This window comes from Psychrobacter sp. 4Bb (genome assembly GCF_002836735.1).
Lineage (GTDB): Bacteria > Pseudomonadota > Gammaproteobacteria > Pseudomonadales > Moraxellaceae > Psychrobacter.
In genome coordinates, this window is sequence record NZ_PJAS01000077.1 from 18,577 (window position 1) to 44,266 (window position 25,690).

Genomic DNA, 25,690 nt, shown 5'->3' on the forward strand with positions numbered 1-25,690 from the left:
CACAGTGACTCTTGAGACAAGAGAGCTTGATATATCAACGTCGTAGATGTCTTTGATGGTTTCAACAATTTCAGTGGTGGTTTGACCCTTGGCATAAAACATGATTATTTTATCATCAAGGCCACTAATACGGGTTTGATGCTTACGCACTAATGCAGGCTCAAAGCTGCTATCGCGGTCTCTTGGGGTAGATATCTCAAGATCGCCTGTGTCACTGCGGACGGTCTTTTTAGTGTGCCCATTGCGCTTATTGGGTTTATCAGCTTTCTCATGCTTAGGATAGCCAAGATGATCTTCCATCTCAGCTTCGAGAGCGGTATCTATAAAGGATTGCATGAGTTGCTTTTGGAAGTCTTTGATGTCATCGAAGCTGCTCATGCTGCTGGCCATTTGCTCGGCCAGTTTTTTAATGTCAGATTGAGTAGTCATTGCTTATTCTCCTGTTGGGAGATTATAAGCTGTTACACAGTTTTTAGGAAAGGCTCAATATTTTTGTTTACTTAAACACATATGTCTCAACCATCTTACACTTTTGAACAATCTATCCTATCTTCAGTCTTGCCAGCAAACGCATCATCAATATAATTAGCCCATTGATGCATCATGTCGGTACGATAAGGCAAGTGTTGAGCTCCATTGTAGGCTTTGCTTATTTTGTTTTCTTTTTCATGTGCCAGCTGTAGCTCTATAGCTTCGTGCATAAACTCTTGTTCATGTAAGGTAGTGCTGGCAAGTCCGCGAAATCCGTGCCCTGTCATTCTGCCTTTATAGCCCATGCGCCATAGGGCAGTAATAAAAGCATTGGTACTGTATGGCTTACGCGTCGATGGATTAAAGAAGACATACTTGTCCGAAAAGCCTAGCGTCTTGATTTGCTCTAAGATCGCCATTGTTTGCGGTGTAAGCGGCAATAAATGCGGTCTATCCATTTTCATTTTATCGGCAGGTATGCGCCATAACTTGTCTTTATAGTCTATTTCGCTCCATTCCATAAAGCGTAATTCCTGCGTTCTCACAAACGTATAGCACATAAACCATAGGCCTAGCTTTACCAGTACATCACCATCATAGGCGTTAATGTCTTGTAATAGCTTTGGTAATTGCTGGCTGGTGATGCGACTATGGTGCTTTACCTTATGCGGTTTTAGTGCTTCAGTTAGGTCGTCGGCTGGGTTGAGGTTGGTTAAGCCCTCACGTATGGCTTGTTTAAAGATTTGCCCTGTTTGACGTATTGCGCGTCTTGCCATATCACTAGCGCCCCTAGCTTCGATAGCTTTACCAATAGCCAAAACATCAGGCGCAGTTATCTCATTTATATTCATGTGACCAATGACGGGCTTAATGTCGCGCTGATATTGTGAGTAGTCACGGCTATGGGTAGTAGGTGCTATATGTGCTTTACGGTCATTATGCCAACACTGAGCTATCGTATCGAAAGCCTTTGATCCGTCATTTTCTGCTCGTGTTTTTTTCTTATCGTCTTTTGGGTTAATGCCATCAACTATTAATCTTTTGATCTCAAGATTGCGCTGGCGTGCACTTTGTAGGCTCATTACTGGATAAGTACCGATAGTAAGGGTTTGCTGTTTGCCTTGCCAGCGGTAGGCGCTGATCCATGACTTAACGCCTGTATAACGCACCCATAATTGTAACCCTTGACCATCACTATGTTTATCAGGTCGTTTTGAGTCTATCGCTTTTTGGGTAGGCTTAAGATTTTTTATCTGTGTATTATTTAGACTCATGTTGGTATTATCTATTATGGTATCGTATAATACCAACATTTTAGACGGATTACCACGTTCTATAACGGATAACAAATGCCTTTAAAAAAGGCTGATTCAGCTGAATGGCTTGCAAATAAAAGGGCAGACGGTCAATGACGGTCTGCCCTTTTATTGTGTTTGGTCGGAACGGCAGGATTTGAACCTGCGACCACTACACCCCCAGTGTAGTGCGCTACCAGACTGCGCTACGCCCCGAGTGACTGACTATTTTACGCAAAATTATGTATATTGCAAGGGCTATTTCTAGCAGCAAAAATCTACAATATTATTCTGCCTAGCATAGTCAGTATAATCGTTTAGCAGCCAATGTTAACCCAATAATTCTTTTAGAATTTGGTTCACTTGCTGTGGGTTAGCACTACCGCGACTGGCTTTCATGACCTGACCGACTAGACCGTTAAAGGCTTTTTCCTTACCGCCGCGATACTCTTCTACCATCGCTTCATTTTTTGCGATGACTTCTTCGACCATCGCTTTGATAGCGCCAGTATCGGTTTCTTGCTTGAGGCCTTTGTCTTTGATGATTTTATCTGCTGCATCATCGCCATCGCCGCCTTCGCGCTCATATAGGGCACTAAAGACTTTTTTGGCCAATTTGCCAGATAGCGTGTCATCTTTGATACGCTTGAGCATGCCAGCCAATTGTTTGGCGCTGATAGGAGAGTCGATGATATCTGTGTCATCTTTGTTTAGCGCGCCGAGCAAGTCACCCATGACCCAGTTACCAGCCATTTTAGCATCTTGTTGACCGATTTCAGCCACTACATCTTCGAAGTAATCAGCAATTTGACGACTACCAGTCAAGATACGAGCGTCGTATTCTGACAGACCAAGCGCTTCTTCAAAGCGTGCGCGACGAGCGACTGGTAATTCTGGCATTGCTGCTTTGATCGCATCAACCGTATGCTGCTCGATACGGACAGGTAGCAGGTCAGGATCAGGGAAGTAGCGATAGTCGTTGGCGTCTTCTTTGGTACGCATGGTACGCGTTTCATCACGCTCTGGATCATATAGCATCGTTGCTTGTACGACTTTGCCGCCATCTTCTAGGATATCGATTTGACGTTCGATTTCACGATTGATAGCACGTTCGATAAAGCGGAACGAGTTTAGGTTTTTTAGCTCAGTACGTGTACCAAGATCAGCGCCTGGCTTGCGCACAGAGACGTTACAGTCACAGCGGAATGAGCCTTCGGCCATCACTGCGTCTGAGATACCTAGCCAAGTGACTAGCTGATGGATGGCTTTGATATAAGCAAGTGCTTCGTGAGCTGAGCGCATATCTGGCTCAGAGACGATTTCGATTAGTGGTGTACCAGCACGGTTCAAATCCACACCCGTCATACCATCGACTGCGTCATGGACAGATTTACCCGCATCTTCTTCTAGATGTGCGCGAGTGATACCCATACGTTTCGGATATTCGTTCTTTTCGCCCTCATTGACCACGACATCGATGTAGCCTTCACCCACGATAGGATTGGCCATCTGGGTAATTTGATAGCCTTTAGGCAAGTCAGGGTAAAAGTAGTTTTTACGGTCAAACGTATTAAATAGGCCTAGCTCAGCATTGACACCGATACCGAATTTTAATGCACGATCGACCACACCAGCATTTAATACTGGCAATACACCAGGCAAACCTAGATCGACGATACTTGCTTGACTGTTTGGCTCATGACCAAAGTCAGTCGGCGCACTTGAGAAAATCTTACTTTCCGTATTTAGCTGGCAGTGAATCTCGATACCGATGACCACTTCATAGCCATCGACAAATAGCTCTTTACGCACGGCGTGTTCACGGACGGCATTGTTATCAGTAGTAGCTGTACTCATTATACCGTCTCCTTTGCGATGGTAGAGTGTTGTAAGTGATGATCGGTATGCTGCTGGAACAGATGTGCAGTCGTGAGCAGCTGACTTTCTTGCCAGTGCTTACCGATTAATTGCAAGCCAATAGGGAGGCCTTCTGTCGTCAAACCAACTGGCTGACTGAGTGCAGGTAGACCCGCTAGGTTGACCGCGATGGTATAAACGTCACCTAAGTACATCGTTGCAGGATCTAGGTCTTCACTGAGCTTATAAGCCGCAGTCGGTGCAGTCGGGCTAGCAATCACATCACAGCTAGCAAATGCTTCATCGAAGTCTTTGACGATTAAGCGGCGAATCTTCTGTGCTTTGGTATAGTAAGCATCGAAGTAGCCAGCCGATAGCGCGTAAGTCCCTGTCAAGATACGGCGCTGTACTTCAGCGCCAAAGCCTTCAGAGCGTGAGCGCGTGTATAGATCGATCAGATCCGTTGGGTTTTCACAGCGATAGCCAAAACGTACACCATCGAAGCGTGACAAGTTCGATGACGCTTCAGCAGGCGCTAGCATGTAGTAAGTGGCAAGCGTGATCTCAGGATCAGTGATGTTTACTTCTACAATTGTTGCGCCAAGCTCTTCGTACTTCTTTAAAGCGGCACGGGCGGCTTGCTCAACTTCGCTATCAAGCCCTGTGCCAAAGTATTCTTTTGCTACACCAATACGAAGACCGTCAAATGGCTTATCACCAGCAGCAGCTTGGGCATCATTGATGTCTTGTACGTAGTTAGGCATCTCGTATTTGATAGAAGTTGCATCGCGCGGATCATGACCAATCATTGGCTGGAGCAGATAGGCGCAATCTTTAGCGCTGCGTCCCATGCTACCCGCTTGATCTAGACTTGAGGCATAGGCAATCATACCAAAGCGTGACACACGGCCATAAGTAGGCTTAATACCCGTTAGGCCACAGAATGAAGCAGGCTGACGAATAGAGCCACCCGTATCACTACCGGTAGCAACAGGGACAAAACCAGCGGCAACAGCAGCAGCACTACCACCTGATGAGCCACCAGGAACGCGCTCTAGATTCCAAGGGTTCTGTACCGTGCCGTAGTAAGAGCTACTGTTGTCTGAGCCCATCGCAAACTCATCCATATTGAGTTTACCTAAGCTAATCATGCCAGCTTTGTCGATGTTAGAAACGATGGTCGCGTCATATGGTGAGACAAAGTTATGTAGCATTTTTGAGCCACAAGTGGTCAGTACGCCCTGAGTACAAAAGATGTCTTTGTGCGCCATTGGTACGCCAAGTAGTGGACGTTGGTCGCCCTGTGCACGCATCCCGTCTGCCGCTTTTGCTTGTGCGCGTGCTGTCTCAGAAGTATGAGTGATAAAGCTGTTAATCTTGCTATCTAGCGCATCGATACGCTTGATGTAGTGTTCGGTTAATTCTGCGCTGCTAAATTGTTTGTTTTGCAAGCCAGTAATGAGCTGCTCGGTACTTAATAAATGAAGTTCAGACATAAGGTGTCGTCCGTCAAAATGTGAATAGCATAAAATAAAATAGGATAATGGCAAATGCGTAATTGTGTTATTCAGCCACTATTATTCAATCACCTGAGGTACAAGGTATAAGCCTTCTTCTACGGCAGGCGCGACTGACTGATTACGCTCACGATTGATATCGTGTTTTGCTACATCAGCACGCAACTCTTGGCAAGCTTCATGGATATTGGCTAGTGGCTTAATGTCTGTGGTATCAACGTTAGATAGCGTATTCATCAGTTTTAATACTTTACTGATATCATCAGCATAGCTATCGGCTGTACTTTCATCGACACCTAAGCGGGCAAGGTTGGCAACTTCTAGGATTTCTTCACGGCTGACGTTGCTGTCAGACGTTGCTGGTTGCTGAGACATAGTTTCTCCAGTTAAGGACAGTTTTTGTTAGAGTAGTTGATTACGAAAACGAAAATACGTAAGCGCTAAAATAGAAACAACTAAAATAGAAATAAATAGTAAGTGGGCTTATTATAAAGCATCTGACTCAAGTTTACAGAGCATGACGCTTGATTGATGCACAATCTCAACCAACAGCCTGAATTGATAAAGACGTAATATTAAATAAGATATAGTGCTAGCCGAGCCATAATGCCAATTCAGACACAATGATTTACAGAGAATTGCAAAACTGACCCCCTAATTCATCATTGTTCCTTAATTGCTCTCCAATTAGCTTCTAAAATACGTTACAGTATGCATCTGCTATTAAGCAAAACATTCATCTGCCTGTAGAGCCTTGTTAGTTATCAGATTAAATGATGTTTCATTGAGTTGAATGATATTCACTACTATTTCAAACTTTGTAACAACTTTTGGCGTCTAAGACAAAAATCCTTACTTACTGATGCAAATATCTATGTTTTTTTTTAGCTAAATCGGTATAATTTAGCTCAGTTTTTTCATTTCATCATTATTGTTTGGATTTTGACTTGTTGGGATGATTAATTGTTGCCACAAGTAATGTTTAACGACGACCTGCTCAACACTGACGAGTAACACCTCAGTCAATCTCATTCGCCTCATTCGTAAGACGCTGGATATATTAGTCATGAACCTGTTTGGATTTTTATCAAATAATATCGCTATCGACCTCGGTACTGCGAACACCCTAATTTTTATTCCTAATAAAGGCGTCGTGCTTGACGAGCCTACGGTGGTCGCGTTACGAAGCAATCGTACTCAGAACCCGACCGTCGCCGCTGTTGGTATCGATGCCAAGCAGATGCTAGGTCGTACGCCTGCGAACATCACAGCAATTCGCCCGTTAAAAGACGGTGTGATTGCTGATTTTGAAGTGACGCAAAAAATGCTTAAGCACTTTATCGCTAAAGTAAAAGCCAAGCGTTTTATGGCACAGCCTAATGTTGTGGTTTGTGTACCATGCAAGTCTACTCTAGTTGAGCGCAAGGCGATTCGTGAAGCAGTGTCATCAGCAGGTGCGAGCAAAGTCCTATTGCTAGAAGAGCCGATGGCTGCTGCTATCGGTGCTGGTATGCCAGTTCATGAAGCCAGTGGTTCTATGGTGGTGGACATCGGTGGTGGTACAACGGAGATTGCTGTTATCGCCCTATCTGGTTGCGTATATGCTGAGTCTATTCGTATCGGTGGCGATATGTTTGATGAAGCGATCATTACTCATGTACGCCGTACGCATGGCTGTGTCATCGGTGAGACAACCGCTGAGCGCATCAAAAAAGAAGTCGGTTCTGCATTGAATGAAGACAGCCAACTAGAAGTAGAAGTGCGTGGTCGTAGCATGGCAGAAGGTGTGCCAAAGACCTTTACTGTCAACTCAGAAGAAGTGCAAAAAGCGTTGACTGATCCATTGAGCGGTATTGTTAGCGCTGTAAAAGTAGCACTTGAGCAGACTCCGCCAGAGTTGTCATCAGATATCGCTGAGCGTGGCATTGTATTGACAGGTGGCGGCGCACTATTACGTGACTTAGACAAACTTATCTCACAAGAGACCGGTTTACCAGTAACGGTAGCAGAAGACCCATTAACCTGCGTTAGCCGTGGCGGTGGTATCGCGCTTGATTTCATCAATAACAAAAGTTTAAACATGATTTTTGTTTAAGTCATCTTTATCCTTAATTGCCTTGTAGCCTTGGCAATATATGATGATGTATTTGAATGATGAAACTATAAATATAGTCGGTTCAATATAATTTGGATATAAGGAAGCCGAGCGAAAGTACTATAAGTAGTAGGCTGAGCGAGACTGACACCGTATCCAATTTATAGAAAATTGACTATATATAAAATTAAAGGTAGCCGATTGTGCTACCTTTAATTGTATTCATTTATGCTAGAACCCAATATCCTCGATAAACACTCATGCTGTAAATAAGTGCTATTGTTCATTTTAGAATCCTTAAATCAGACGACTTATGACTCCAAGTATTTTTGCGCGCCAGCCGTTATCACTTCGTAAGACTGTTATTGTATTGATAGCAGCCTTAATTTTGATGTGGTTTGATAGCAAAAACTCTGATTGGTTTAAGCCAGTACGTAGCACCAGCCATGCCGCCATGCAGCCAATCTATGAGCTGTCTCTGTTGCCAAGCTATGCCAAGCATTGGGCTGGTGGCAGCCTGCAATCAAAAGAAGCACTGCGTCGCGAAAACATGCAGCTAAAATCGCAATTGATACACGCGCATGCCAAGTTACAACAGCAAGATTATATTTTGGCGCAGAACGCACGCCTGCAAGGTATCTTATCTACCACCAAGCCTGAGCAGTTCGATCTTAATTTGGCGCAAGTCATCGGCACAGATACCAACTTGCTCAGACAGATTGTGGTGCTTAATAAAGGTGAGCAAGATGGCGTGCAAGTTGGGCAAACGGTCATCGATGAAGACGGTGTATTAGGACAGATTATCAATGTCTATCCGAATACTAGCCGTCTGTTGTTGATTACAGATGAGCAGCAGTCAGTTGCGGTTACTGTTAAGCGTACTGGTCAGCGCGCCATCGTTACAGGCCAAGGTATCCCATCTTCATTGAGTCTCAATTACGTCTTCAAAACATCGGATGTGCGGGTAGGTGATGAGCTAGTGTCGTCAGGATTGGGCGGACGTATTCCGGCAGGTTATCGAGTAGGGCGTATCGCGCATGTCAAAGACGAGCAAACCGATAACTTTAGAACGATCGAAGTTACTCCAGCAGCCAACTTTATCGACAATGCCTATGTTTTAATACTTCAAGACAAGCTGTTAAATGAGAACAATGCTGCTGCTAGTGCTCCATAGATAATGACGTAAGCCATGGTATTGACGGCTAATTAGCTGGCTTATTAATGTTTTAAAGCTTTCCATTTATGGTATTCACATTGCCAATATCCAATCAACAATATAACCGCAACCATCAAACACTCGCTAAGGTAAGTACCCATGTCGTATCCTGATTCTGAGAATGCCACGGTACTATTGATAGTTGTGATTGTTCTGAGTTTCATCGCTGCATCATCACTCAATGTCTATCCATTAAGCCCAAGCATGGCCACACTGCGTCCCATGGTCATGATCATGGTGTTGATCTATTGGTTACTGTTTCAGCCGCGCTATGTAGGTATTTTTACCGCATTTACGGTTGGACTGATTGCTGATTTATTGATGGATACCCATTTAGGACAGCAAGCTTTCGCCGCTGTTGTGGTTGCACTGGTTATCAAAATTACCAGTATCTACGTCAGACAGTTGAATACCGTTAGCGCTTGGTTAATTGCTAGTCTAGGGCTGATTGTCTTTCAGTTAAATCTATGGATACTACAGATGTTTATTCAAAACGTCTTTGTCGCTCAGTCTGCTTTGTCACTGTTTATGAGTATTATTAGCTGGCCACTCGTGCTGTTTGCTTTACGCAAGTTTTCGCGTTAATGAGTCACTAGCTATAGCTATTACTCTGATTAACAGTTTAGCTTGCTCTGTCCACAAGACTGTATGACCACACATACCATAAATTTATAAATAAAGAGAATATAGATGAATATAGTTTTAGCGTCTGGCTCTCCGCGTCGTCGTGAGCTACTAGAAAGAGCGCAACTAGACTTTACTATCTTGAGTGTGGATATTGATGAGACGCCGTTAGATAATGAGTCGCCAACAGACTATATCGAACGCATGGTCGCAACCAAAGCCGATGCCGCGATACAACAATTAAGTGACACATCTCAAGCAAATCACGATAGCCCTACATCGCCGTTTATTATTTTGACTTCTGATACTATTGGCGTGCTGTCAGATGGTAAGACAGTATTGGTCAAGCCCGTCGGTCGTGAGCACGCATATAGTATGTGGCAGCGTATGTCTGATAACGTTCACGAAGTATGGACTGCCGTTCAAGCGACTCAAGTACAGCTATTGCCTATAGCAGAACCAAGCCCATCAGAACCTACACAGTCCTTGCAAATTATTAATCAGCAGCGAATCACTGAGCGTACGGAAGTGACCTTTATACCATTAACGGCACAGATGATGAGCGACTACTGGGACAGTGGCGAACCCGCTGATAAAGCGGGTGGATATGGCATTCAAGGACTGGGTGCTGCTTGGGTCAGTCGTATCAACGGCAGCTACACCAATGTTGTTGGTCTGCCACTGGCACAAACGCTGGCACTAATCAAAGAAATGACAGAAGGCAGTATGGACACAGTCAACCCGTTATAATGGGATATGCACATAATGACACGGTAGGGTAATGGGCAAGAGCAAGTCGCATTTGTTACACTGTCAATCTAATAGGCGATGACCGTCTAATAAGAAAGCTGAGAGATAAGAGAAAAAACTATGTCCGAAGAGCTGCTGATTAATATTAGTCCAATGGAATCCCGTGTTGCGGTTTTAGACAATGGTATTTTGGGCGAGATTTATATTGAACGACATCACAAACTGGGATTGGTCGGCAATATCTATCTAGGGACGGTCGTACGTGTCCTTCCTGGTATGCAGGCAGCCTTCGTGGATATTGGTCAATCACGAACCGCATTTCTACATGTCAATGATATGCAGCGCGAACCACGTCCTGTTGCAGAAAAAAACAAAGCGGCTAAGGCCACTAAGCACGAGATAAATGAGGACGATGCAACTACCAATGCTTCTGCTGATAGTTTGGCTGTGACACCGCCTATTGTCAGTGCGCAAAGCACAGAGATCGTACCAGCGTCTAAAACATTGATTCAGCATCGTCTGCATGAAAGTCAACGTATTTTGGTACAGGTAACCAAAGACCAGTTGGGGAGCAAAGGTGCTCGTCTAACGACCAACATCTCACTACCATCACGTTATTTAGTATATTTACCATCGAGTGATCATATTGGCATATCGCAGCGTATCGATGGTGAAGAAGAGCGTAGCCGATTAAAGACCGAACTTAGCAGCCTAATGCAAACGGTCAATTTAAAAGGTGGACTGATTGCCCGTACTGCAGCCGAACGTGTCCCTGTCGATAAGCTAGAAGAGGATATCTATTATCTATTGCAGCTGTGGCGTACTATCTGTGCTCGTCGTCAAGAGATTAATCATCATCAGAGCTCAGAGCTGATCTATCAAGAACTGTCATTACCATTACGTTCTATCCGTGACTTGGTTCACGCTGATACCGAAAAAGTCATCATTGATAATACGCAGATTTATGAGCAAGTCAGATATTTTGCCAAAGAGTTTGTTCCATTCGTCTATGACCGAATCGTGCATTATACCGCTGAGCAGTCGCTATTCGATGTACACCGTGTAGAAGATGACTTACGTGACGCACTAAAGCGCCGTGTCGATCTAAAGTCTGGCGGTTATCTGATTATCGATCAGACCGAAGCTATGACCACGATCGATGTCAATACAGGTTCTTTTGTGGGTGGTCGCTCATTAGAGGATACGGTTTATAAGACTAATCTAGAAGCCACACATGCTATCGCTCGACAGTTGCGCTTACGTAATCTAGGCGGCATTATTATTCTAGATTTTATCGATATGCTTGAGCAACAACACAAAGATGATGTGCTTGAGAGCTTACAGGCGCAACTTACCCAAGATTATGCAAAAACCAAGATTACACAGGTCAGTGAGCTTGGATTGGTAGAAATGACACGCAAGCGCACGCGTGAATCATTGGGTCAGCAGCTTTGTGAGCCGTGCTCAACTTGCCAAGGTCGTGGGTTCGTCAAAACGGCAGAGACGGTTTGCTTTGAGATTTTCCGTGAGATTATGCGCTGTGCGCGCACTTATAACTCTCCTAAGAAATTCACAGTGGTGGCTCATGCAGCAGTCATTGATTTACTACTTACAACAGAGTCAGATACAGTGGCTGATTTAGAGTATTTACTGGGTAGGGTGATTACTTTTGATGTAGAGAACCTATATACCCAAGAGCAGTATGATATTGTTTTAGATTAATATTATTCAAAACAAATGATAATTTTAGATGAAAATATTTGTTTGGTTAATGGCCAGTATAAGAAGGAGCATCTCTAATGATACTAGAGATTGCTCTTGCAATACCCAAAATACTATGTATAATATACACCACTGAATTATATATGCGCAGCTGAATAAAAAAAGCTGGCGCTATGACAGCTAGAGCATCGTTTCTAGCACTATTTCATTATGCCTTTGCTACTTTCCATTTAATAGGAGGGTTGGCGGGGCTTTAAACTATTTTGCTTTTGGCACGCTATAAGTTCGGATAAAGAACTCATTCTGGTTAAGAACAGAAGGCCGCTTTAAGTGAATATTTAACCAAACTGCTTTTGATCATGGTCTTGCGACGCAAGAATGACAAAGGCACATATTAGGAGCTTGCTGGCATGGCTAACCAGAGAATCCGTATCCGTCTTAAGTCTTTTGATCATCGTCTGATTGATCAATCTGCACAAGAGATTGTTGATACTGCAAAGCGCACCGGTGCGCAAGTTTGTGGTCCTGTACCGTTGCCGACTCGCATTGAGCGCTTCAACGTTCTAACCTCACCACACGTTAACAAAGACGCTCGTGACCAGTACGAAATCCGTACTCATAAGCGTATGGTTGATATCGTTCAGCCAACTGACAAAACTGTGGATGCGCTAATGAAATTAGATTTAGCGGCGGGTGTTGACGTTCAAATTGCTTTGGGTTAATGCACATTAAACACCCAACCCATTAATATAAGATATAAAGAGGTCTAAAATGGCGATCGGTTTAGTCGGTAAAAAGTGCGGCATGACCCGTGTCTTCACTGAAACAGGCGCATCTATCCCTGTAACAGTTGTTGAGGTCGATGCAAACCGCATTACTCAAGTAAAAAATACTGATGTAGATGGTTATCAAGCCATCCAAATTACCACAGGTACTCGTCGTGACAGCCGCGTAACAGCTGCACAAAAGGGTCACTTCGCTAAAGCTGGTGTTAAAGCTGGCCGTGGTGTTTGGGAATTCCGTGCCAATGAAAGCGATCTTGAAGGTCGTGAGATTGGTGGCGAGATTCTAGCTGACTTGTTCGAACAAGGTCAGATGGTTGATGTGACAGGACAGAGCAAAGGTAAAGGTTTCCAAGGCCCTGTTAAGCGTCACAACTTTAGTATGCAAGATGCTACTCATGGTAACTCAGTGTCTCATCGTGCGCATGGTTCAACTGGTCAAAACCAGTCACCAGGTAAAGTATTCAAAGGCAAGAAGATGGCGGGTCAGATGGGTAACAAACGTGTTACCGTTCAGGGCCTAGAAGTGATTTCGGTTGATGCCGAAAAAGGGTTACTTGTCATCAAGGGTGCTATCCCAGGTGCCACCGGTGGCGATGTTATCGTACGTCCGTCAGTCAAAGCCTAAGCAAGGGGATTAACGTGGATTTAAAAACAGTTACAGGTGCGGCGGTTGAGCTTTCTGATACGGCATTTGGTCGTGAATTCAACGAAGCACTAGTGCATCAAGTCGTCACCGCTTATTTAGCTGGTGCTCGCCAAGGTACACGCGCACAAAAAACACGTGCCGAAGTTTCTGGCGGTGGTATTAAGCCATGGCGCCAAAAAGGTACTGGTCGCGCTCGTGCGGGTTCTATTCGTAGCCCAATCTGGCGTTCAGGTGGTCGTGCATTCGCTGCAAAACCACAAGATTGGTCACAGAAAGTAAACCGTAAAATGTATCGCGGTGCGATGCAGTGCATCCTAGCAGAATTGATTCGTCAAGAGCGTCTGATTTTGGTAGAAGAGTTGAGCGTTTCTGGGCCGAAAACCAAAGAACTGATTGCTAAGTTAAACGATTTGAATGCACCTCGCGCACTAATCGTTACTAAAGAAGTTGATGAAAACTTATACTTAGCTGCTCGCAACATTCCACACGTCAATGTACTTGGTACAAATGAAGTGGACCCAGTGAGCTTGATCGCATTTGATAAAGTGATCATGTCAGTTGAAGCTGCGAAACAATTTGAGGAAGCACTAGCATGAATAACGCAAGACTTTATCAGGTCTTAAGAGGGCCTGTATTCTCAGAAAAATCTCAAATGCTTGGCGACTCACTTGGTGTGCAGGTATTTAAAATTGATTCTAATGCTACTAAGCTTGAAGTCAAGAAAGCAGTTGAGTTGATGTTTGAAGGTGTTGAAGTCACTAAAGTAAACACTTTGAATGTTAAAGGTAAGACAAAGCGTTTTGGTAAAAGCATTGGCCGTCGTAACGACTACAAAAAAGCCTATGTTACCTTAAAAGCTGGTCAAGATGTACAAATGGCTGATGCTGGTGAAGAAGTAGCGAATACTACTGATTCTACTAGTGAAACAGCGAATAACGAATAAGGATTACACTCATGCCTATCGTAAGAGCAAAGCCAACATCACCAGGCCGTCGTTTTGTTGAAAAAGTAGTGCATCCACACCTTTATAAAGGTCGTCCGTTTGCAGCACTTCTAGAATCAAAAAGCAAGTCAGGTGGTCGTAACAATAATGGCCGCATTACTACTCGTCACATTGGCGGTGGTCATAAGCAACATTATCGCATTATCGATTTCAAACGTACTAAAGACAATATCCCAGCAACGGTAGAGCGTATCGAATACGATCCTAACCGTACTGCTCATATTGCTTTACTTAAGTATGCTGATGGCGAACGTCGTTACATTATCGCTGCTAAGAAACAAGTAGTTGGTGATACAGTAATGTCAGGCGAGACTTCTCCAATTCGTCCAGGTAACTGCTTACCGCTAAAAAATATCCCATTGGGTACTGTGATTCACAATATCGAGCTTAAAATCGGTAAAGGTGCACAGATGGCTCGCTCTGCGGGTGCTAGCGTTCAGTTACTAGGTCGTGACGGTGTTTATGCTATTCTACGTATGCGTTCTGGCGAAACTCGCCGTGTACACGTAAATTGCCGCGCTGTTATTGGTGAAGTTTCTAACACTGAAAACAACTTGAAATCACTTGGTAAAGCCGGTGCTTCACGTTGGCGTGGTGTTCGTCCTTCTGTTCGTGGTGTCGCTATGAACCCGGTTGATCACCCGCACGGTGGTGGTGAAGGTCGTAACAAAGGTCGCCATCCAACCAGCCCTTGGGGTCAGAAGTCTAAAGGACTTAAAACGCGTCACAATAAGCGTACTGACAACATGATCATCCGCCGTCGCGCCAAGAAGAAATAAAGGAAGAATTTCATGCCTCGTTCATTGAAAAAAGGTCCATTCATAGACGCGCACTTGTTTGCTAAAGTTGAGAATGCATTAGACACCAACTCACGCAAGCCAATTAAGACTTGGTCGCGCCGCTCGATGATTCTGCCACAAATGGTTGGCCTAACTTTATCTGTTCACAACGGCCGTACTCATGTACCGGTTATCGTGAGCGAGCAGATGGTTGGTCATAAACTAGGTGAATTTGCCCCGACTCGTACGTATCGTGGTCACGGCATTGACAAAAAAGCTAAGAGATAAGGTGCTTACCATGGAAGTAACTGCAAAATTACGCGGTGCCGCCATATCGGCACAAAAAGTTAGACTCGTTGCTGATGAAGTTCGTGGCAAATCTATTGAGCGTGCTTTGGATATCCTAACGTATAGCAATAAAAAAGGCGCTGTGTTTGTTAAGAAATGCCTTAACTCAGCCATCGCCAATGCCGAACATAATCACGGCTTAGATATTGACGACCTAAAAGTCGCTACTATCTATGTTGATGAAGGCATTACGCTAAAACGTATCCTACCACGTGCCAAAGGCCGTGCTGATCGTATCAGTAAGCGTACTTGTCACATCACTATAAAGGTAGGAGAATAAGTTATGGGTCAAAAAGTACATCCAATCGGAATTCGTCTTGGTGTTGTAAAAAAGCATAACGCAAACTGGTATGCTAACCCTAAACAATACTCAGAATACCTAATCAACGACATTCAAGTTCGTGAATATCTACGCAAAAAGCTAGACAACGCTATGATCAGCAACATCATGATCGAGCGTCCTACTGGCGCTGCTAAGATTACCATCGCCACTGCGCGTCCTGGTATTGTTATCGGTAAGAAAGGCGAAGATATCGAAAGACTTCAAAAAGAATTGACCAAAATTATGGGCGTACCTGCTCAGGTCAACATTGAAGAAATCACGTCACCTGACCTTGATGCACGTTTGGTAGCAGACGGCATTGGTAGCCAGCTTGAGCGTCGTGTTATGTTCCGTCGTGCGATGAAACGCGCGGTACAGAACAGCATGCGTTCTGGTGCTAAAGGTATCAAGGTTGAGCTGTCTGGCCGTCTAGGCGGTGCTGAGATTGCTCGTAGTGAATGGTACCGTGAAGGTCGTGTGCCATTGCATACACTCCGTGCTGATATTGACTACTCGTCAATTCGTGCAGAGACAACTTACGGCACCATCGGTGTTAAAGTTTGGATTTTCCGTGGCGAAATCCTTGACGGTATGAACAGTGTATATAATCCCGTCAAAGAAGAGCAGACTCGTGCGCCAAAACGCCGTGGTCGTGGAAACCGTCGAAACTCAGACAGAGGTTAAACTATGTTACAGCCAAAACGTACCAAGTTTCGTAAAATGCACAAAGGTCGTAACACTGGGCTAGCTCATCGTGGAAGCACCGTTGCATTCGGACAAATTGGTCTAAAATCATTGACGCGTGGTCGTATGACAGCTCGTCAAATCGAAGCAGCACGTCGTACCATCACTCGTAAAATTAAGCGTGGCGGTAAGATTTGGATTCGTGTATTCCCTGACAAACCAATTACCAACAAACCATTAGAAGTACGTATGGGTAAAGGTAAAGGTCCAGTAGAATATTGGGTATGCGAAATCAAACCTGGTAAAGTGCTATATGAAATTGAAGGGGTATCTGAAGAGCTTGCTCGTGATGCATTAACGCTCGCTGCAGCAAAATTGCCCTTTAAAACTACCATTGTTAAGCGGACGATAATGTAATGAAGATCAGTGAATTACGTGATAAATCATTAGAAGAACTGACCCAGTTACTTGATGAAAAGCAACTTGATGCTTTCCGTATTCGTATGGCTAAAGCAACTGGTCAGTTGGGTAATACCCATGAAGTTAGAGCCAATCGTCGCACGATTGCCCAGCTTCAGACTTTGATTAACGAGAAACAACGAGGCGACTCATGAGCGATAACAATCAAACAGCTACCAATGCTAGCGTATTGACAGGACGAGTTGTCAGCGACAAGATGGACAAGTCCATCACAGTTTTGATTGAGCGTCTGGTTCGTCATCCTTTGTATGGCAAGCAGCTTCGTCGTTCTACGAAAATCAAAGCTCATGATGAGAACAACGTTTGCCAACAAGGCGACCTTGTCCGCATCAAAGAAACGCGTCCAATCTCAAAAACTAAGTCTTGGACTTTAGTCGATGTGGTTGAAAAAGTAGAAAAAATCTAAGTAAATTGCATTAAAAGCCAGAAGCTGTTAGAATAGCCGCCTTTTTAAGGATGCTGATTGCGCCGAGCGTATATCACTCACATTAAGAGTAAGTCGCGGTTATTTATATTAAAATGCCGTCCTACTCATTCTGTGCTAGCGGCAGCAACTGGTTTTTATTGCTCATACGTGTGGAGTAACGCTATGATTCAGGTTGAGTCAATGCTGGAAGTTGCAGACAATAGCGGTGCAAGGCGAGTTCAGTGCATTAAAGTACTGGGTGGTTCTCATCGTCGTTATGCATCAGTTGGCGACATTATTAAAGTAACGGTTAAAGAAGCCATTCCTCGCGGTCGTGTTAAAAAAGGCGACGTGATGAATGCAGTAGTTGTACGTACCAAAAAAGGCGTTCGTCGTCCTGATGGTTCTGTTCTGCGTTTTGATGACAATGCTGCGGTATTGTTGAACCAAAACAAAGCACCGATTGCAACTCGTATTTTTGGACCGGTAACTCGTGAACTACGTGGTGATCAGTTTATGAAAATTGTATCCCTAGCACCAGAAGTATTGTGAGGTAATCCATGTCAAAATTACGTAAAGGCGATACAGTTATCGTGATTGCTGGGAAAGACAAAGGCAAGCAAGGTACTGTACAAGCTGTAAAAAACGATCGTATTAAAGTTGAAGGCATTAATATTGTTACTAAACATCAGAAGCCAAATCAGGCAACTGGCGTTGAAGGTGGCATTCTTAAGCAAGAAGCTTTTCTGCATATCTCAAATGTCGCAATCTTAAATGCGCAAACCCAAAAAGCAGACCGTATTACTTATCAGTTTGGCGAAGACGGCAAGAAACAACGCGTCTATCGTTCAAGCGGTGAAGTAGTGGCGACTGCGTAAGACACTAAGGGTGTAATGGTAATGGCAAGATTAAAATCTTTATATAACGATGAACTAAAGCAGCAAATCAAAGAAGAGCTTGGTTTGGCAAATGTGATGCAAGTGCCTAAAATCACTAAAATCACACTTAACATGGGTGTAGGCGGCGCGTCTCAAGACAAGAAATTGTTGGAAGGTGCTGTAGCTGATATGACCGCGATTGCTGGTCAAAAACCTGTTGTCACCAAAGCGCGTAAATCAGTTGCTGGCTTTAAGATTCGTGAAGAATGGCCAATTGGCTGTAAAGTAACGCTACGCGGTGAGCAAATGTACGAATTTTTAGATCGTCTCGTTGCCATTGCAATTCCTCGTATTCGTGATTTCCGCGGTTTTTCACCTAAAGCCTTTGACGGACGTGGTAACTACTCATTGGGTATCAAAGAACAAATCGTATTCCCAGAAGTAGATTTTGACAAGATTGATCGTATCCGTGGTATGGATGTGACAATCACTACGTCAGCTCAATCTGATGAAGAAGGTCGTGCGTTGCTTAAAGCATTCGGCTTCCCATTTAAATAAGGTAAAGACGTTATGGCAAAGAAGAGCATGATTAACCGCGAATTAAAGCGCGAAAAAATGGTTGCTAAATATGCTGAAAAGCGTATCAAGCTAAAAGAAACTATCAGTGATATGACTGCAAGTGACGAAACTCGTATGGAAGCGATGTTAGAGCTACAAGCTCTTCCACGTAACTCATCACCAGTACGTCTGCGTAATCGTTGTGCTATCACCGGTCGTCCTCACGGTTACTTCCGCAAGTTTGGCTTGTCACGCAATATGCTGCGTGAGCGTGTCATGCAAGGCGATGTGCCTGGTGTTCGTAAAGCAAGCTGGTAAGGAGTAACTATATGAGTATGCAAGATACCGTTGGGGATATGCTAACCCGTATCCGTAACGCACAAATGGCTAACAAAGTATCGGTAGCAATGCCGAGCTCTAAATTACGTAAATCAATTGCTGATTTACTAGTTAGCGAAGGTTATGTGGCTAGCGCTGTTGTTGCTGAAGAAGAAAACAACAAAGCAACCCTTACTATTGAATTGAAATATTTCGAAGGCCGTGCTGTCATCGAAACTATCCAACGTTATAGCCGTCCTGGTTTACGCCAGTTCCGCGGTAAAGACGCTATCCCTACTGTTAAGCAAGGTATGGGTGTTGCTATCGTATCTACTAGCCAAGGTATCATGAGCGATCGTGCTGCACGCGCTGCTGGTATCGGTGGTGAAATCGTCGCATTTGTAGCGTAAGCTATACGACGATGAAGTCTATTTGATGGTTGTTAGGCTTCTATCGGTTGAGTAATATTAAATTATTTTGAATTGATAGATGTCTAACACAGTCAACTATGCTAAACTAACACGCTTTTTAGCCTGTTAGTTTTTTCGCTAATATAAAGAAGTTAAATTTTTTAAGGAATATTCCTATGTCTCGTGTGGCTAAAGCCCCAGTGACGCTGCCAAACGGCGTAAGCGTTACTTTGAACGATCGGCAGGTCGAAGTTAAAGGCAAGAACGGTTCTATGTCTTTACGCCTGCATGAATTGGTCGAGCTGAAACAGGAAGATGATGCTATCATTTTCTCACCTACAGTCGATTCAAAAGAAGCTATGATGCACACTGGCACCATGCGCGCTCTTGTTAACAACTATGTTACTGGCGTAAATGAAGGCTTTGAAAGACGTCTTCAGTTGATTGGTGTTGGTTATCGCGCGCAAGTTACTGGTAACAAGGTAACCTTGAACGTTGGTTATTCTCATCCAGTAGAGTATACGTTACCTGAAGGTGTATCAGCTGAAACACCAACGCAAACTGAAATTGTTTTGAAATCAAACAATAAACAGCAGCTTGGTCAAGCAGCCGCCAACATCCGTGGTTTCCGCCCACCTGAGCCTTATAAAGGTAAAGGTATTCGTTATAGTGACGAGCATGTGATTCGCAAAGAAGCTAAGAAAAAATAAGGTGAGTTGAAATGTTTGATAAAAAAGCAGCTCGTCTGCGTCGAGCTAAGAAAACACGCGCGCATATCCGTTTCTTAGGCGTTCATCGCTTAACGGTTAACCGCACGTCAAAACATATTTATGCCCAGATTATCTCTCCAAATGGTGGTGAAGTGATTGCTCAGGCATCTACCTTAGACAGCAGCTTGCGTTCAGGCGCGACTGGTAATGCTGATTCAGCAACGTCTGTAGGCCAAATGATCGCAGAACGCGCAAAAGCAGCTGGCATTACTAAAGTTGCCTTTGACCGTAGTGGTTTCAAATATCATGGTCGAGTTAAAGCTTTAGCAGAAGCTGCTCGCGAAAACGGATTGGAGTTTTAATCATGGCTAGAAATGATAAAAATGATAAAAATGAACAGACTGACGGTCTAGTAGAACGCTTAGTTACCGTTGATCGCGTAGCGAAAGTTGTTAAAGGTGGTCGTATTTTCTCTTTCACTGCATTGACTGTAGTGGGCGATGGCAATGGTCGTGTAGGTTTTGGTCGCGGTAAAGCACGTGAAGTGCCAGCTGCTATCCAAAAAGCACTAGAAGCTGCCAAACGTAATATGATTACTGTTGAGCTAAATGATGCAACTTTGCATCATCCAATCAAAGCACGTCATGGTGCTAGTAAAGTCTACATGCAACCTGCATCTGAAGGTACTGGCGTAATCGCTGGTGGCGCAATGCGTGCTGTATTAGAAGTTGCTGGTGTCAAAGATGTTTTGACTAAATGTTATGGTTCTACCAATACTGCTAACGTTGTTCGCGCAACGTTTAACGGTTTACGTGATATGTCAACTCCAGAGAAGATGGCAGCTAAACGTGGTAAATCTGTAGACGAAATCTTGGGTTAACTTAGACTAGGTGAGTTACGATGAAAAAAATGAAAGTCACTCAATTTAAATCGGGTGCCCATCGCCTAAAGAGCCACAAAGCGAGCTTGAAAGGATTGGGTTTACGCCGCATTAATCATACTGTAGTAGTAGAAGATACTCCTTCGACTCGTGGTATGGTCAATCGCGTTAACTACATGGTAAAAGTGGAGGAAGCGTAATGGGTCTTAGATTAAATGAATTATCACCAGGTGTTGGCGCAAAGAAAACTGCCCAACGTCGTGGTCGTGGTATCGGTTCAGGTCTTGGTAAGACTGGTGGTCGTGGTGTAAAAGGTCAGAAATCTCGTTCAGGTTCTAGCATTCGCTCAGGATTTGAAGGTGGTCAGATGCCTTTATATCGCCGTCTACCAAAATTTGGTTTTACCAGTAAACTGGCTATGAAGACTGCTGAAGTACGTCTTTCTGAACTGAATAAAATTGAAGGCGATGTAGTTAGCCTTGAAACACTTAAAGCTGCTAACCTTATCCGTCACGATATGAAACGTGCTCGTGTAATGCTATCAGGCGAAGTCACTAAAGCTTATACTTTCAAAGGTATTAAAGTGACTAAAGGTGCTAAGCAAGCTATCGAAGCTGCTGGTGGTAGCATCGAGGAGTAGTAACGTGTCAAAACAATCAATGTCATCGGCTGGTATACCGCTTAATCCATTCGCATTTATACGTAAGTATGATGAGTTATGGACGCGTTTATTATTTTTAATCGGCGCATTGATTGTTTATCGTTTAGGGTCACATATTCCAGTTCCGGGTATCAACCCAGTTAACTTGGCTGATCTGTTTTCGCGCAACGAAAACACCATTTTGAGCATGTTTAATATGTTCTCAGGTGGTGCGCTAGAGCGTATGTCTATCATGGCACTTGGCATTATGCCATATATCTCAGCATCGATTATCGTACAGATGATGTCTGCAGTATTGCCATCGCTTGAAGCCCTCAAAAAAGAAGGTGAAGCGGGACGACGCAAGTTAAACAAGTATACCCGTCAGGGAACGCTTGCTTTAGCCCTAGTACAGTCATTAGGAATGTGTGCCGGCTTAATCAGCCAAAACCTTACTTTATCTACTGGTCTTACCTTTTATATTCCAGCTGTTACTTCTTTGGTAGCAGGCGCAATGTTCTTAATGTGGCTTGGTGAGCAAATTACAGAACGCGGCGTAGGTAATGGTATTTCAATGCTCATTTTTGCGAGTATTGTGGCTGGTACTCCAGGTATCATTTCGCAGTCTATTGAACAGGTCAATCAAGGTCAGATGAACTTGATTGTGCTATTTATTTTTGTACTGCTAGGTATCGCGGTTACTGCGGGTATCGTTTATATTGAACGTGCTCAACGCCGTGTTCCTGTGAACTACGCACAAAAACAGCAACAAGGTCGCAAAATTTATGCTCAGCAGCAATCACATTTGCCGCTTAAGCTAAATATGGCAGGGGTTATCCCAGCTATTTTTGCCAGTTCTTTGTTATTGTTTCCTGCAAGTTTAGGGCAGTGGGTCGGTCAATCGACTGATCCTACCTTTGTACAGAAAATACTTCAAAATATGGCATTGGTGTTGTCTCCAGGACAGCCGCTATATTTAGTACTGTTTGGCGCAATGATTATCTTCTTCTGTTATTTTTATACGGCATTGGTATTTAGTCCGCGTGAAGTAGCAGAGAACCTTAAACGTAGTGGTGCGTATATCCCAGGTATTCGCCCAGGACAACAAACTCAGCGTTACCTCGATCATGTATTAAACCGACTGACCTTTATTGGCGCGATGTATATGACGGTTATTTGTTTAATGCCAATGGTCGTCCAGTCATCGTTTGGTGTGCCGTTTCAACTCGGTGGTACGTCTTTACTGATTATGGTGGTTGTGGTAATGGACTTCATTTCGCAGATTCAAGCGCATTTGATGACCCATCAATATCATGATCAGACGTTAATTCAATCGCCCACTCAACCTTAAATGAGCGGTACGATATTTCAAGGAGCATGCTATGAAAGTTCAAGCATCAGTTAAAAAGATTTGTGGTAGCTGTAAAGTTGTGCGCCGTAAAGGCCGTGTACATATTATTTGTACAGCAGAACCTCGCCACAAGCAACGTCAAGGTTAATATTTAGTATTAGAAAACATCTAGTTTTCGCTGCTAATTAAATTAATACTTGAAAAATAACGGCGGATGCGATATCATCCGCCACTTGCCGTGTTTATACAAAATCTTTTATAATAGAATCGATGAGCAGACTTATAGTCAAAACATCGATAATGACTATAAAAGCTCTAGTATTAACAGCAACAAATCTGAAGAGTAAAGCCTTATCGCTAGATAACGCTTATTTTTCTTTAATGGAGAGAAATCAATGGCTCGTATTGCCGGCGTAAACATTCCGGATAATAAGCATGCTGTTATTTCACTAACTTACATCTTTGGTGTAGGTCGTACCACTGCTCAGAAAATCTTAGAAGCAGTTGGCATCGTCCCTACTACTAAAGTCAGTCAGTTAGATGATACACAGTTAGATGCTATCCGTGCACAAGTTGCAAACTACATGACTGAAGGTGACCTTCGTCGTGAAGTTTCAATGAACATCAAGCGTTTAGTTGATCTTGGTTGTTACCGTGGCATCCGTCATCGTCGTAACCTACCAGTTAGAGGTCAGAACACCAAGAACAACGCTCGTACTCGTAAGGGTCCGACACGCCCTCTCAAAAGATAATTAACTTAGGAAGCTAAAAGATGGCAAAAGACACTCGCAGTCGCAAAAAGGTGGCTCGTCGTTCAGTATCGGAGGGCATTGCCCATATCCATGCGTCTTTTAATAACACCATTGTTACGATTACCGATCGTCAAGGTAATGCATTGGCTTGGGCCACTTCAGGTGGACAAGGCTTCCGTGGTTCACGTAAATCTACACCATTTGCAGCTCAGGTTGCAGCTGAAGTCGCTGGTAAAGCGGCCCAAGAATATGGTGTTAAGAATATCGATGTTTTGGTCAAAGGACCAGGACCGGGTCGTGAGTCTGCGGTAAGAGCACTAGGTGCATTGGGTTATAAAGTTAACAGCATCTCTGATGTAACCCCAATCCCACACAATGGTTGCCGTGCGCCGAAAAAGCGCCGCGTCTAATATTAAAGACGAAGCTTTTTATACTAAAAGCTTATAGGAGACATAACAATGGCCCGCTATATTGGACCAAAACTGAAATTATCACGTCGTGAAGGTACGGATTTAGGCCTTAAGTCTGGCGTTAAACCGTATGACGTAAAAACGAAGAAAGCTGGCCGTCCACCAGGTCAGCATGGCGTAAGCCGTAATAAGACCTCAGAATATGCTCTACAGTTGCGTGAAAAGCAAAAAGTTAAGCGTATTTATGGTGTACTAGAGCGTCAATTCGCGAACTACTATAAAGAAGCTGCTCGTAAGCGTGGCGCTACTGGTGAAAACCTACTAGCAATGCTTGAGAGCCGTCTAGATAACGTTGTATATCGCATGGGCTTTGGCTCAACTCGCGCAGAAGCACGTCAGCTAGTCAGTCATCGTACTGTTATGGTAAAAAAAGCTGGTCGTGATGAGTTTGTTCGTGTGAACATTCCTTCAATTCAGCTTCAAGATGGTGATGTCATCGCTATCCAAGAGAAATCTCGCGAACAGCTACGTATTAAAAACGCTATCGAATTAGCGACACAACGTGGTATTCCAGAATGGCTTGATGTTGACCACAGCAAACTACAAGGCACGTTTAAACATGCGCCTGATCGTATTGATCTACCTGCTGAAATCAACGAAAGCTTGATCGTTGAGCTATACTCTAAGTAATGACGTAATGCTCAATGTTATGAAAATGGCATTGAGCAATTAACGTTAATTAAACCAGTTTAATAAATCGAGGTGACATCATGATGCTAAATGCAACTGAGTTTCTAACGCCGAATGCCATTAATGTGGATACGGTTAACGAAACGATTGCGAAAGTCACGCTCGAACCGTTAGAACGCGGCTTTGGGCATACCCTAGGTAATGCTCTGCGTCGCATCTTGTTATCTTCATTACCTGGTGCTGCAGTCATTGAAGCTGAGATTGATGGTGTTGACCATGAATACTCAACGCTTGAAGGCCTGCAAGAAGACGTACTTGATTTGCTTTTGAACCTAAAAGGCTTAGCAATTACGCTTCATGACCAAAATGAAGTATTTTTGACCTTGGATAAACAAGGTCCAGGCACTATTACTGCTGCAGACATCGCGTTGCCGCACAATGTTGACATCATCAATCCAGAATTGGTCTTGGGTACATTGAGCGATCGTGGTCATCTTAAGATGCGTTTGCGTGTAGTGATGGGTCGTGGATATGAGCCAGCAAACCAGCGCCGTGAAGATGGTGATACTAAAGCAATTGGACGCTTAAAGCTTGATGCAAGTTTTAGTCCTGTGCTTCGTGTTGCTTATCAGGTTGAGAACGCTCGTGTAGAGCAGCGTACTGATCTTGATCGTCTTATCATTGAGCTTGAAACTAATGGCACTATAGATCCAGAAGAAGCAATTCGTAAAGCAGCCACTATTTTACAACAACAGATTTCTATCTTTGTTGACCTAGAAGCTGAAGAAGCGCCTGAGCCTGTGAAAGAGAAAGAAGAGGTTGATCCGGTGCTATTACGCCCTGTGGACGATCTTGAACTAACGGTTCGCTCAGCCAACTGCTTGAAAGCTGAAAACATTTACTATATCGGTGATTTGGTACAGCGTTCAGAGACTGAACTTCTAAAAACCCCAAATCTTGGTAAGAAATCATTGACAGAAATCAAGGACGTATTAGCGTCTAAAGATTTAGAGCTCGGTATGCGCCTAGATAACTGGCCACCAGCTGATTTACGTGTTGATGATCGCTTTTCTTATCGTAGCCGTTAAACTTT

At 43.8% G+C, this 25,690-nt stretch carries 37 protein-coding genes, 1 tRNA gene and 1 pseudogene; 32 read left to right on the top strand and 7 right to left on the bottom strand.

All coding sequences use genetic code 11. From position 1 onward, the window contains the following. Positions 1–3 precede the first annotated feature (3 nt). The 7 genes and pseudogenes from CXF60_RS13880 to CXF60_RS14680 all read right to left on the bottom strand — a co-directional run. A pseudogene (locus CXF60_RS13880) lies at positions 4–429 on the bottom strand (transposase); the annotation flags it as partial. 95 nt (positions 430–524) lie between these two features. Next, on the bottom strand, positions 525–1,745 hold the full coding sequence (locus CXF60_RS13885) for a tyrosine-type recombinase/integrase (RefSeq protein WP_102092403.1): 1,221 nt from the start codon (positions 1,743–1,745) through the stop codon (positions 525–527). 160 nt (positions 1,746–1,905) lie between these two features. After that, positions 1,906–1,982: transfer RNA gene (locus CXF60_RS13890), tRNA-Pro, on the bottom strand. A 114-nt stretch (positions 1,983–2,096) separates the two neighbouring features. Then, the gene (gene gatB / locus CXF60_RS13895) at positions 2,097–3,623 is read right to left on the bottom strand and encodes an Asp-tRNA(Asn)/Glu-tRNA(Gln) amidotransferase subunit GatB (protein WP_102092404.1); all 1,527 of its coding nucleotides are present in this window, start codon (positions 3,621–3,623) and stop codon (positions 2,097–2,099) included. Further along, positions 3,623–5,119, bottom strand: a complete 1,497-nt coding sequence (gene gatA, locus CXF60_RS13900) for an Asp-tRNA(Asn)/Glu-tRNA(Gln) amidotransferase subunit GatA (RefSeq protein ID WP_102092405.1) — start codon at positions 5,117–5,119, stop codon at positions 3,623–3,625. The genes gatB and gatA overlap by 1 nt, the downstream gene beginning before the upstream one ends. Before the next feature lie 81 nt (positions 5,120–5,200). After that, a complete protein-coding gene (gene gatC, locus CXF60_RS13905; protein WP_057758683.1) occupies positions 5,201–5,515 on the bottom strand; it encodes an Asp-tRNA(Asn)/Glu-tRNA(Gln) amidotransferase subunit GatC in 315 nt (104 codons plus the stop codon). Between the two features lie 528 nt (positions 5,516–6,043). Next, a complete protein-coding gene (locus tag CXF60_RS14680; protein WP_259358613.1) occupies positions 6,044–6,172 on the bottom strand; it encodes a hypothetical protein in 129 nt (42 codons plus the stop codon). A 25-nt stretch (positions 6,173–6,197) separates the two neighbouring features. Here CXF60_RS14680 and CXF60_RS13910 point away from each other — a divergent pair, with 25 nt between their 5' ends. The 32 genes from CXF60_RS13910 (at position 6,198) to CXF60_RS14065 (ending at position 25,685) form a co-directional block, all read left to right on the top strand. Beyond that, positions 6,198–7,235 (top strand): rod shape-determining protein, encoded by a 1,038-nt coding sequence (locus CXF60_RS13910; RefSeq protein ID WP_057758685.1) that lies wholly within the window; start codon positions 6,198–6,200, stop codon positions 7,233–7,235. 313 nt (positions 7,236–7,548) lie between these two features. Beyond that, on the top strand, positions 7,549–8,409 hold the full coding sequence (mreC, locus tag CXF60_RS13915; protein WP_102092406.1) for a rod shape-determining protein MreC: 861 nt from the start codon (positions 7,549–7,551) through the stop codon (positions 8,407–8,409). A gap of 141 nt (positions 8,410–8,550) precedes the next feature. Further along, entirely contained in the window at positions 8,551–9,036 is a 486-nt protein-coding gene (mreD, locus tag CXF60_RS13920; RefSeq protein ID WP_057758689.1) for a rod shape-determining protein MreD, read from the top strand. A gap of 105 nt (positions 9,037–9,141) precedes the next feature. Continuing rightward, the gene (locus tag CXF60_RS13925; protein ID WP_102092407.1) at positions 9,142–9,825 is read left to right on the top strand and encodes a Maf family protein; all 684 of its coding nucleotides are present in this window, start codon (positions 9,142–9,144) and stop codon (positions 9,823–9,825) included. A gap of 120 nt (positions 9,826–9,945) precedes the next feature. Beyond that, positions 9,946–11,547 (top strand): Rne/Rng family ribonuclease, encoded by a 1,602-nt coding sequence (locus CXF60_RS13930; RefSeq protein ID WP_102092408.1) that lies wholly within the window; start codon positions 9,946–9,948, stop codon positions 11,545–11,547. A gap of 410 nt (positions 11,548–11,957) precedes the next feature. Continuing rightward, complete coding sequence (gene rpsJ / locus CXF60_RS13935; RefSeq protein ID WP_010196670.1) at positions 11,958–12,269, top strand: 30S ribosomal protein S10; 312 nt, start codon at positions 11,958–11,960, stop codon at positions 12,267–12,269. 49 nt (positions 12,270–12,318) lie between these two features. Beyond that, on the top strand, positions 12,319–12,957 hold the full coding sequence (rplC, locus tag CXF60_RS13940; RefSeq protein ID WP_057758696.1) for a 50S ribosomal protein L3: 639 nt from the start codon (positions 12,319–12,321) through the stop codon (positions 12,955–12,957). 14 nt (positions 12,958–12,971) lie between these two features. Continuing rightward, positions 12,972–13,574 (top strand): 50S ribosomal protein L4, encoded by a 603-nt coding sequence (rplD, locus tag CXF60_RS13945; RefSeq protein ID WP_057758698.1) that lies wholly within the window; start codon positions 12,972–12,974, stop codon positions 13,572–13,574. Then, complete coding sequence (gene rplW / locus CXF60_RS13950) at positions 13,571–13,921, top strand: 50S ribosomal protein L23 (RefSeq protein WP_057758700.1); 351 nt, start codon at positions 13,571–13,573, stop codon at positions 13,919–13,921. Before rplD ends, rplW begins: the two co-directional genes overlap by 4 nt. 11 nt (positions 13,922–13,932) lie before the next feature. Continuing rightward, entirely contained in the window at positions 13,933–14,760 is an 828-nt protein-coding gene (gene rplB, locus CXF60_RS13955) for a 50S ribosomal protein L2 (RefSeq protein WP_057758702.1), read from the top strand. Positions 14,761–14,772: 12 nt separating this feature from the next. Beyond that, entirely contained in the window at positions 14,773–15,048 is a 276-nt protein-coding gene (gene rpsS, locus CXF60_RS13960; RefSeq protein WP_010196682.1) for a 30S ribosomal protein S19, read from the top strand. A 10-nt stretch (positions 15,049–15,058) separates the two neighbouring features. Beyond that, positions 15,059–15,388 carry a 50S ribosomal protein L22 gene (rplV, locus tag CXF60_RS13965; protein ID WP_021813373.1) on the top strand — a complete coding sequence of 110 codons (330 nt, stop codon included), beginning with the start codon at positions 15,059–15,061 and terminating at the stop codon, positions 15,386–15,388. Between the two features lie 3 nt (positions 15,389–15,391). Further along, on the top strand, positions 15,392–16,114 hold the full coding sequence (gene rpsC, locus CXF60_RS13970; protein ID WP_057758704.1) for a 30S ribosomal protein S3: 723 nt from the start codon (positions 15,392–15,394) through the stop codon (positions 16,112–16,114). Positions 16,115–16,117: 3 nt separating this feature from the next. Then, positions 16,118–16,531, top strand: coding sequence for a 50S ribosomal protein L16 (rplP, locus tag CXF60_RS13975; protein ID WP_025644399.1), 414 nt, complete (start codon positions 16,118–16,120; stop codon positions 16,529–16,531). Further along, on the top strand, positions 16,531–16,728 hold the full coding sequence (rpmC, locus tag CXF60_RS13980; protein WP_025644397.1) for a 50S ribosomal protein L29: 198 nt from the start codon (positions 16,531–16,533) through the stop codon (positions 16,726–16,728). The genes rplP and rpmC overlap by 1 nt, the downstream gene beginning before the upstream one ends. Continuing rightward, entirely contained in the window at positions 16,725–17,000 is a 276-nt protein-coding gene (gene rpsQ / locus CXF60_RS13985; protein WP_021813375.1) for a 30S ribosomal protein S17, read from the top strand. The genes rpmC and rpsQ overlap by 4 nt, the downstream gene beginning before the upstream one ends. Positions 17,001–17,183: 183 nt before the next feature. After that, positions 17,184–17,552 carry a 50S ribosomal protein L14 gene (gene rplN, locus CXF60_RS13990; RefSeq protein ID WP_010196702.1) on the top strand — a complete coding sequence of 123 codons (369 nt, stop codon included), beginning with the start codon at positions 17,184–17,186 and terminating at the stop codon, positions 17,550–17,552. Positions 17,553–17,560: 8 nt separating this feature from the next. Next, on the top strand, positions 17,561–17,878 hold the full coding sequence (gene rplX, locus CXF60_RS13995) for a 50S ribosomal protein L24 (RefSeq protein WP_101204866.1): 318 nt from the start codon (positions 17,561–17,563) through the stop codon (positions 17,876–17,878). 21 nt (positions 17,879–17,899) lie between these two features. Beyond that, the gene (gene rplE / locus CXF60_RS14000; protein ID WP_101204865.1) at positions 17,900–18,436 is read left to right on the top strand and encodes a 50S ribosomal protein L5; all 537 of its coding nucleotides are present in this window, start codon (positions 17,900–17,902) and stop codon (positions 18,434–18,436) included. A gap of 12 nt (positions 18,437–18,448) precedes the next feature. Further along, complete coding sequence (gene rpsN, locus CXF60_RS14005; RefSeq protein WP_010196705.1) at positions 18,449–18,754, top strand: 30S ribosomal protein S14; 306 nt, start codon at positions 18,449–18,451, stop codon at positions 18,752–18,754. Positions 18,755–18,765: 11 nt separating this feature from the next. Continuing rightward, positions 18,766–19,164 (top strand): 30S ribosomal protein S8, encoded by a 399-nt coding sequence (gene rpsH / locus CXF60_RS14010; protein WP_101204864.1) that lies wholly within the window; start codon positions 18,766–18,768, stop codon positions 19,162–19,164. A gap of 176 nt (positions 19,165–19,340) precedes the next feature. Beyond that, positions 19,341–19,874, top strand: coding sequence for a 50S ribosomal protein L6 (rplF, locus tag CXF60_RS14015; protein WP_057758710.1), 534 nt, complete (start codon positions 19,341–19,343; stop codon positions 19,872–19,874). Positions 19,875–19,885: 11 nt separating this feature from the next. After that, positions 19,886–20,236 (top strand): 50S ribosomal protein L18, encoded by a 351-nt coding sequence (gene rplR / locus CXF60_RS14020; protein WP_057758713.1) that lies wholly within the window; start codon positions 19,886–19,888, stop codon positions 20,234–20,236. Between the two features lie 2 nt (positions 20,237–20,238). Then, positions 20,239–20,754, top strand: coding sequence for a 30S ribosomal protein S5 (gene rpsE / locus CXF60_RS14025; RefSeq protein ID WP_057758716.1), 516 nt, complete (start codon positions 20,239–20,241; stop codon positions 20,752–20,754). A 20-nt stretch (positions 20,755–20,774) separates the two neighbouring features. Next, a complete protein-coding gene (gene rpmD, locus CXF60_RS14030) occupies positions 20,775–20,954 on the top strand; it encodes a 50S ribosomal protein L30 (RefSeq protein WP_057758718.1) in 180 nt (59 codons plus the stop codon). Further along, entirely contained in the window at positions 20,954–21,394 is a 441-nt protein-coding gene (rplO, locus tag CXF60_RS14035) for a 50S ribosomal protein L15 (protein ID WP_057758719.1), read from the top strand. The genes rpmD and rplO overlap by 1 nt, the downstream gene beginning before the upstream one ends. Positions 21,395–21,413: 19 nt before the next feature. After that, entirely contained in the window at positions 21,414–22,745 is a 1,332-nt protein-coding gene (secY, locus tag CXF60_RS14040; RefSeq protein ID WP_180958160.1) for a preprotein translocase subunit SecY, read from the top strand. Positions 22,746–22,776: 31 nt separating this feature from the next. Beyond that, positions 22,777–22,893 (top strand): 50S ribosomal protein L36, encoded by a 117-nt coding sequence (gene rpmJ / locus CXF60_RS14045; RefSeq protein WP_010196721.1) that lies wholly within the window; start codon positions 22,777–22,779, stop codon positions 22,891–22,893. A gap of 247 nt (positions 22,894–23,140) precedes the next feature. Further along, complete coding sequence (gene rpsM / locus CXF60_RS14050; RefSeq protein ID WP_102092410.1) at positions 23,141–23,497, top strand: 30S ribosomal protein S13; 357 nt, start codon at positions 23,141–23,143, stop codon at positions 23,495–23,497. Positions 23,498–23,517: 20 nt separating this feature from the next. Further along, positions 23,518–23,907 (top strand): 30S ribosomal protein S11, encoded by a 390-nt coding sequence (rpsK, locus tag CXF60_RS14055; RefSeq protein ID WP_010196728.1) that lies wholly within the window; start codon positions 23,518–23,520, stop codon positions 23,905–23,907. 48 nt (positions 23,908–23,955) lie between these two features. Beyond that, entirely contained in the window at positions 23,956–24,597 is a 642-nt protein-coding gene (rpsD, locus tag CXF60_RS14060; RefSeq protein ID WP_057758723.1) for a 30S ribosomal protein S4, read from the top strand. An 80-nt stretch (positions 24,598–24,677) separates the two neighbouring features. Beyond that, positions 24,678–25,685 carry a DNA-directed RNA polymerase subunit alpha gene (locus CXF60_RS14065; protein ID WP_021813386.1) on the top strand — a complete coding sequence of 336 codons (1,008 nt, stop codon included), beginning with the start codon at positions 24,678–24,680 and terminating at the stop codon, positions 25,683–25,685. Positions 25,686–25,690: the final 5 nt, after the last annotated feature.

What these genes read in the sequence shown, in the direction of transcription:
- CXF60_RS13885 (WP_102092403.1), bottom strand. Translation starts at nt 1,745, where the DNA reads ATGAGTCTAAATAATACACAGATAAAAAATCTTAAGCCTACCCAAAAA.
- gatB (WP_102092404.1), bottom strand. Translation starts at nt 3,623, where the DNA reads ATGAGTACAGCTACTACTGATAACAATGCCGTCCGTGAACACGCCGTG.
- gatA (WP_102092405.1), bottom strand. Translation starts at nt 5,119, where the DNA reads ATGTCTGAACTTCATTTATTAAGTACCGAGCAGCTCATTACTGGCTTG.
- gatC (WP_057758683.1), bottom strand. Translation starts at nt 5,515, where the DNA reads ATGTCTCAGCAACCAGCAACGTCTGACAGCAACGTCAGCCGTGAAGAA.
- CXF60_RS14680 (WP_259358613.1), bottom strand. Translation starts at nt 6,172, where the DNA reads ATGAGATTGACTGAGGTGTTACTCGTCAGTGTTGAGCAGGTCGTCGTT.
- mreC (WP_102092406.1), top strand. Translation starts at nt 7,549, where the DNA reads ATGACTCCAAGTATTTTTGCGCGCCAGCCGTTATCACTTCGTAAGACT.
- mreD (WP_057758689.1), top strand. Translation starts at nt 8,551, where the DNA reads ATGTCGTATCCTGATTCTGAGAATGCCACGGTACTATTGATAGTTGTG.
- CXF60_RS13925 (WP_102092407.1), top strand. Translation starts at nt 9,142, where the DNA reads ATGAATATAGTTTTAGCGTCTGGCTCTCCGCGTCGTCGTGAGCTACTA.
- CXF60_RS13930 (WP_102092408.1), top strand. Translation starts at nt 9,946, where the DNA reads ATGTCCGAAGAGCTGCTGATTAATATTAGTCCAATGGAATCCCGTGTT.
- rpsJ (WP_010196670.1), top strand. Translation starts at nt 11,958, where the DNA reads ATGGCTAACCAGAGAATCCGTATCCGTCTTAAGTCTTTTGATCATCGT.
- rplC (WP_057758696.1), top strand. Translation starts at nt 12,319, where the DNA reads ATGGCGATCGGTTTAGTCGGTAAAAAGTGCGGCATGACCCGTGTCTTC.
- rplW (WP_057758700.1), top strand. Translation starts at nt 13,571, where the DNA reads ATGAATAACGCAAGACTTTATCAGGTCTTAAGAGGGCCTGTATTCTCA.
- rplB (WP_057758702.1), top strand. Translation starts at nt 13,933, where the DNA reads ATGCCTATCGTAAGAGCAAAGCCAACATCACCAGGCCGTCGTTTTGTT.
- rpsS (WP_010196682.1), top strand. Translation starts at nt 14,773, where the DNA reads ATGCCTCGTTCATTGAAAAAAGGTCCATTCATAGACGCGCACTTGTTT.
- rplV (WP_021813373.1), top strand. Translation starts at nt 15,059, where the DNA reads ATGGAAGTAACTGCAAAATTACGCGGTGCCGCCATATCGGCACAAAAA.
- rpsC (WP_057758704.1), top strand. Translation starts at nt 15,392, where the DNA reads ATGGGTCAAAAAGTACATCCAATCGGAATTCGTCTTGGTGTTGTAAAA.
- rplP (WP_025644399.1), top strand. Translation starts at nt 16,118, where the DNA reads ATGTTACAGCCAAAACGTACCAAGTTTCGTAAAATGCACAAAGGTCGT.
- rpmC (WP_025644397.1), top strand. Translation starts at nt 16,531, where the DNA reads ATGAAGATCAGTGAATTACGTGATAAATCATTAGAAGAACTGACCCAG.
- rpsQ (WP_021813375.1), top strand. Translation starts at nt 16,725, where the DNA reads ATGAGCGATAACAATCAAACAGCTACCAATGCTAGCGTATTGACAGGA.
- rplN (WP_010196702.1), top strand. Translation starts at nt 17,184, where the DNA reads ATGATTCAGGTTGAGTCAATGCTGGAAGTTGCAGACAATAGCGGTGCA.
- rplX (WP_101204866.1), top strand. Translation starts at nt 17,561, where the DNA reads ATGTCAAAATTACGTAAAGGCGATACAGTTATCGTGATTGCTGGGAAA.
- rplE (WP_101204865.1), top strand. Translation starts at nt 17,900, where the DNA reads ATGGCAAGATTAAAATCTTTATATAACGATGAACTAAAGCAGCAAATC.
- rpsN (WP_010196705.1), top strand. Translation starts at nt 18,449, where the DNA reads ATGGCAAAGAAGAGCATGATTAACCGCGAATTAAAGCGCGAAAAAATG.
- rpsH (WP_101204864.1), top strand. Translation starts at nt 18,766, where the DNA reads ATGAGTATGCAAGATACCGTTGGGGATATGCTAACCCGTATCCGTAAC.
- rplF (WP_057758710.1), top strand. Translation starts at nt 19,341, where the DNA reads ATGTCTCGTGTGGCTAAAGCCCCAGTGACGCTGCCAAACGGCGTAAGC.
- rplR (WP_057758713.1), top strand. Translation starts at nt 19,886, where the DNA reads ATGTTTGATAAAAAAGCAGCTCGTCTGCGTCGAGCTAAGAAAACACGC.
- rpsE (WP_057758716.1), top strand. Translation starts at nt 20,239, where the DNA reads ATGGCTAGAAATGATAAAAATGATAAAAATGAACAGACTGACGGTCTA.
- rpmD (WP_057758718.1), top strand. Translation starts at nt 20,775, where the DNA reads ATGAAAAAAATGAAAGTCACTCAATTTAAATCGGGTGCCCATCGCCTA.
- rplO (WP_057758719.1), top strand. Translation starts at nt 20,954, where the DNA reads ATGGGTCTTAGATTAAATGAATTATCACCAGGTGTTGGCGCAAAGAAA.
- secY (WP_180958160.1), top strand. Translation starts at nt 21,414, where the DNA reads ATGTCATCGGCTGGTATACCGCTTAATCCATTCGCATTTATACGTAAG.
- rpmJ (WP_010196721.1), top strand. Translation starts at nt 22,777, where the DNA reads ATGAAAGTTCAAGCATCAGTTAAAAAGATTTGTGGTAGCTGTAAAGTT.
- rpsM (WP_102092410.1), top strand. Translation starts at nt 23,141, where the DNA reads ATGGCTCGTATTGCCGGCGTAAACATTCCGGATAATAAGCATGCTGTT.
- rpsK (WP_010196728.1), top strand. Translation starts at nt 23,518, where the DNA reads ATGGCAAAAGACACTCGCAGTCGCAAAAAGGTGGCTCGTCGTTCAGTA.
- rpsD (WP_057758723.1), top strand. Translation starts at nt 23,956, where the DNA reads ATGGCCCGCTATATTGGACCAAAACTGAAATTATCACGTCGTGAAGGT.
- CXF60_RS14065 (WP_021813386.1), top strand. Translation starts at nt 24,678, where the DNA reads ATGATGCTAAATGCAACTGAGTTTCTAACGCCGAATGCCATTAATGTG.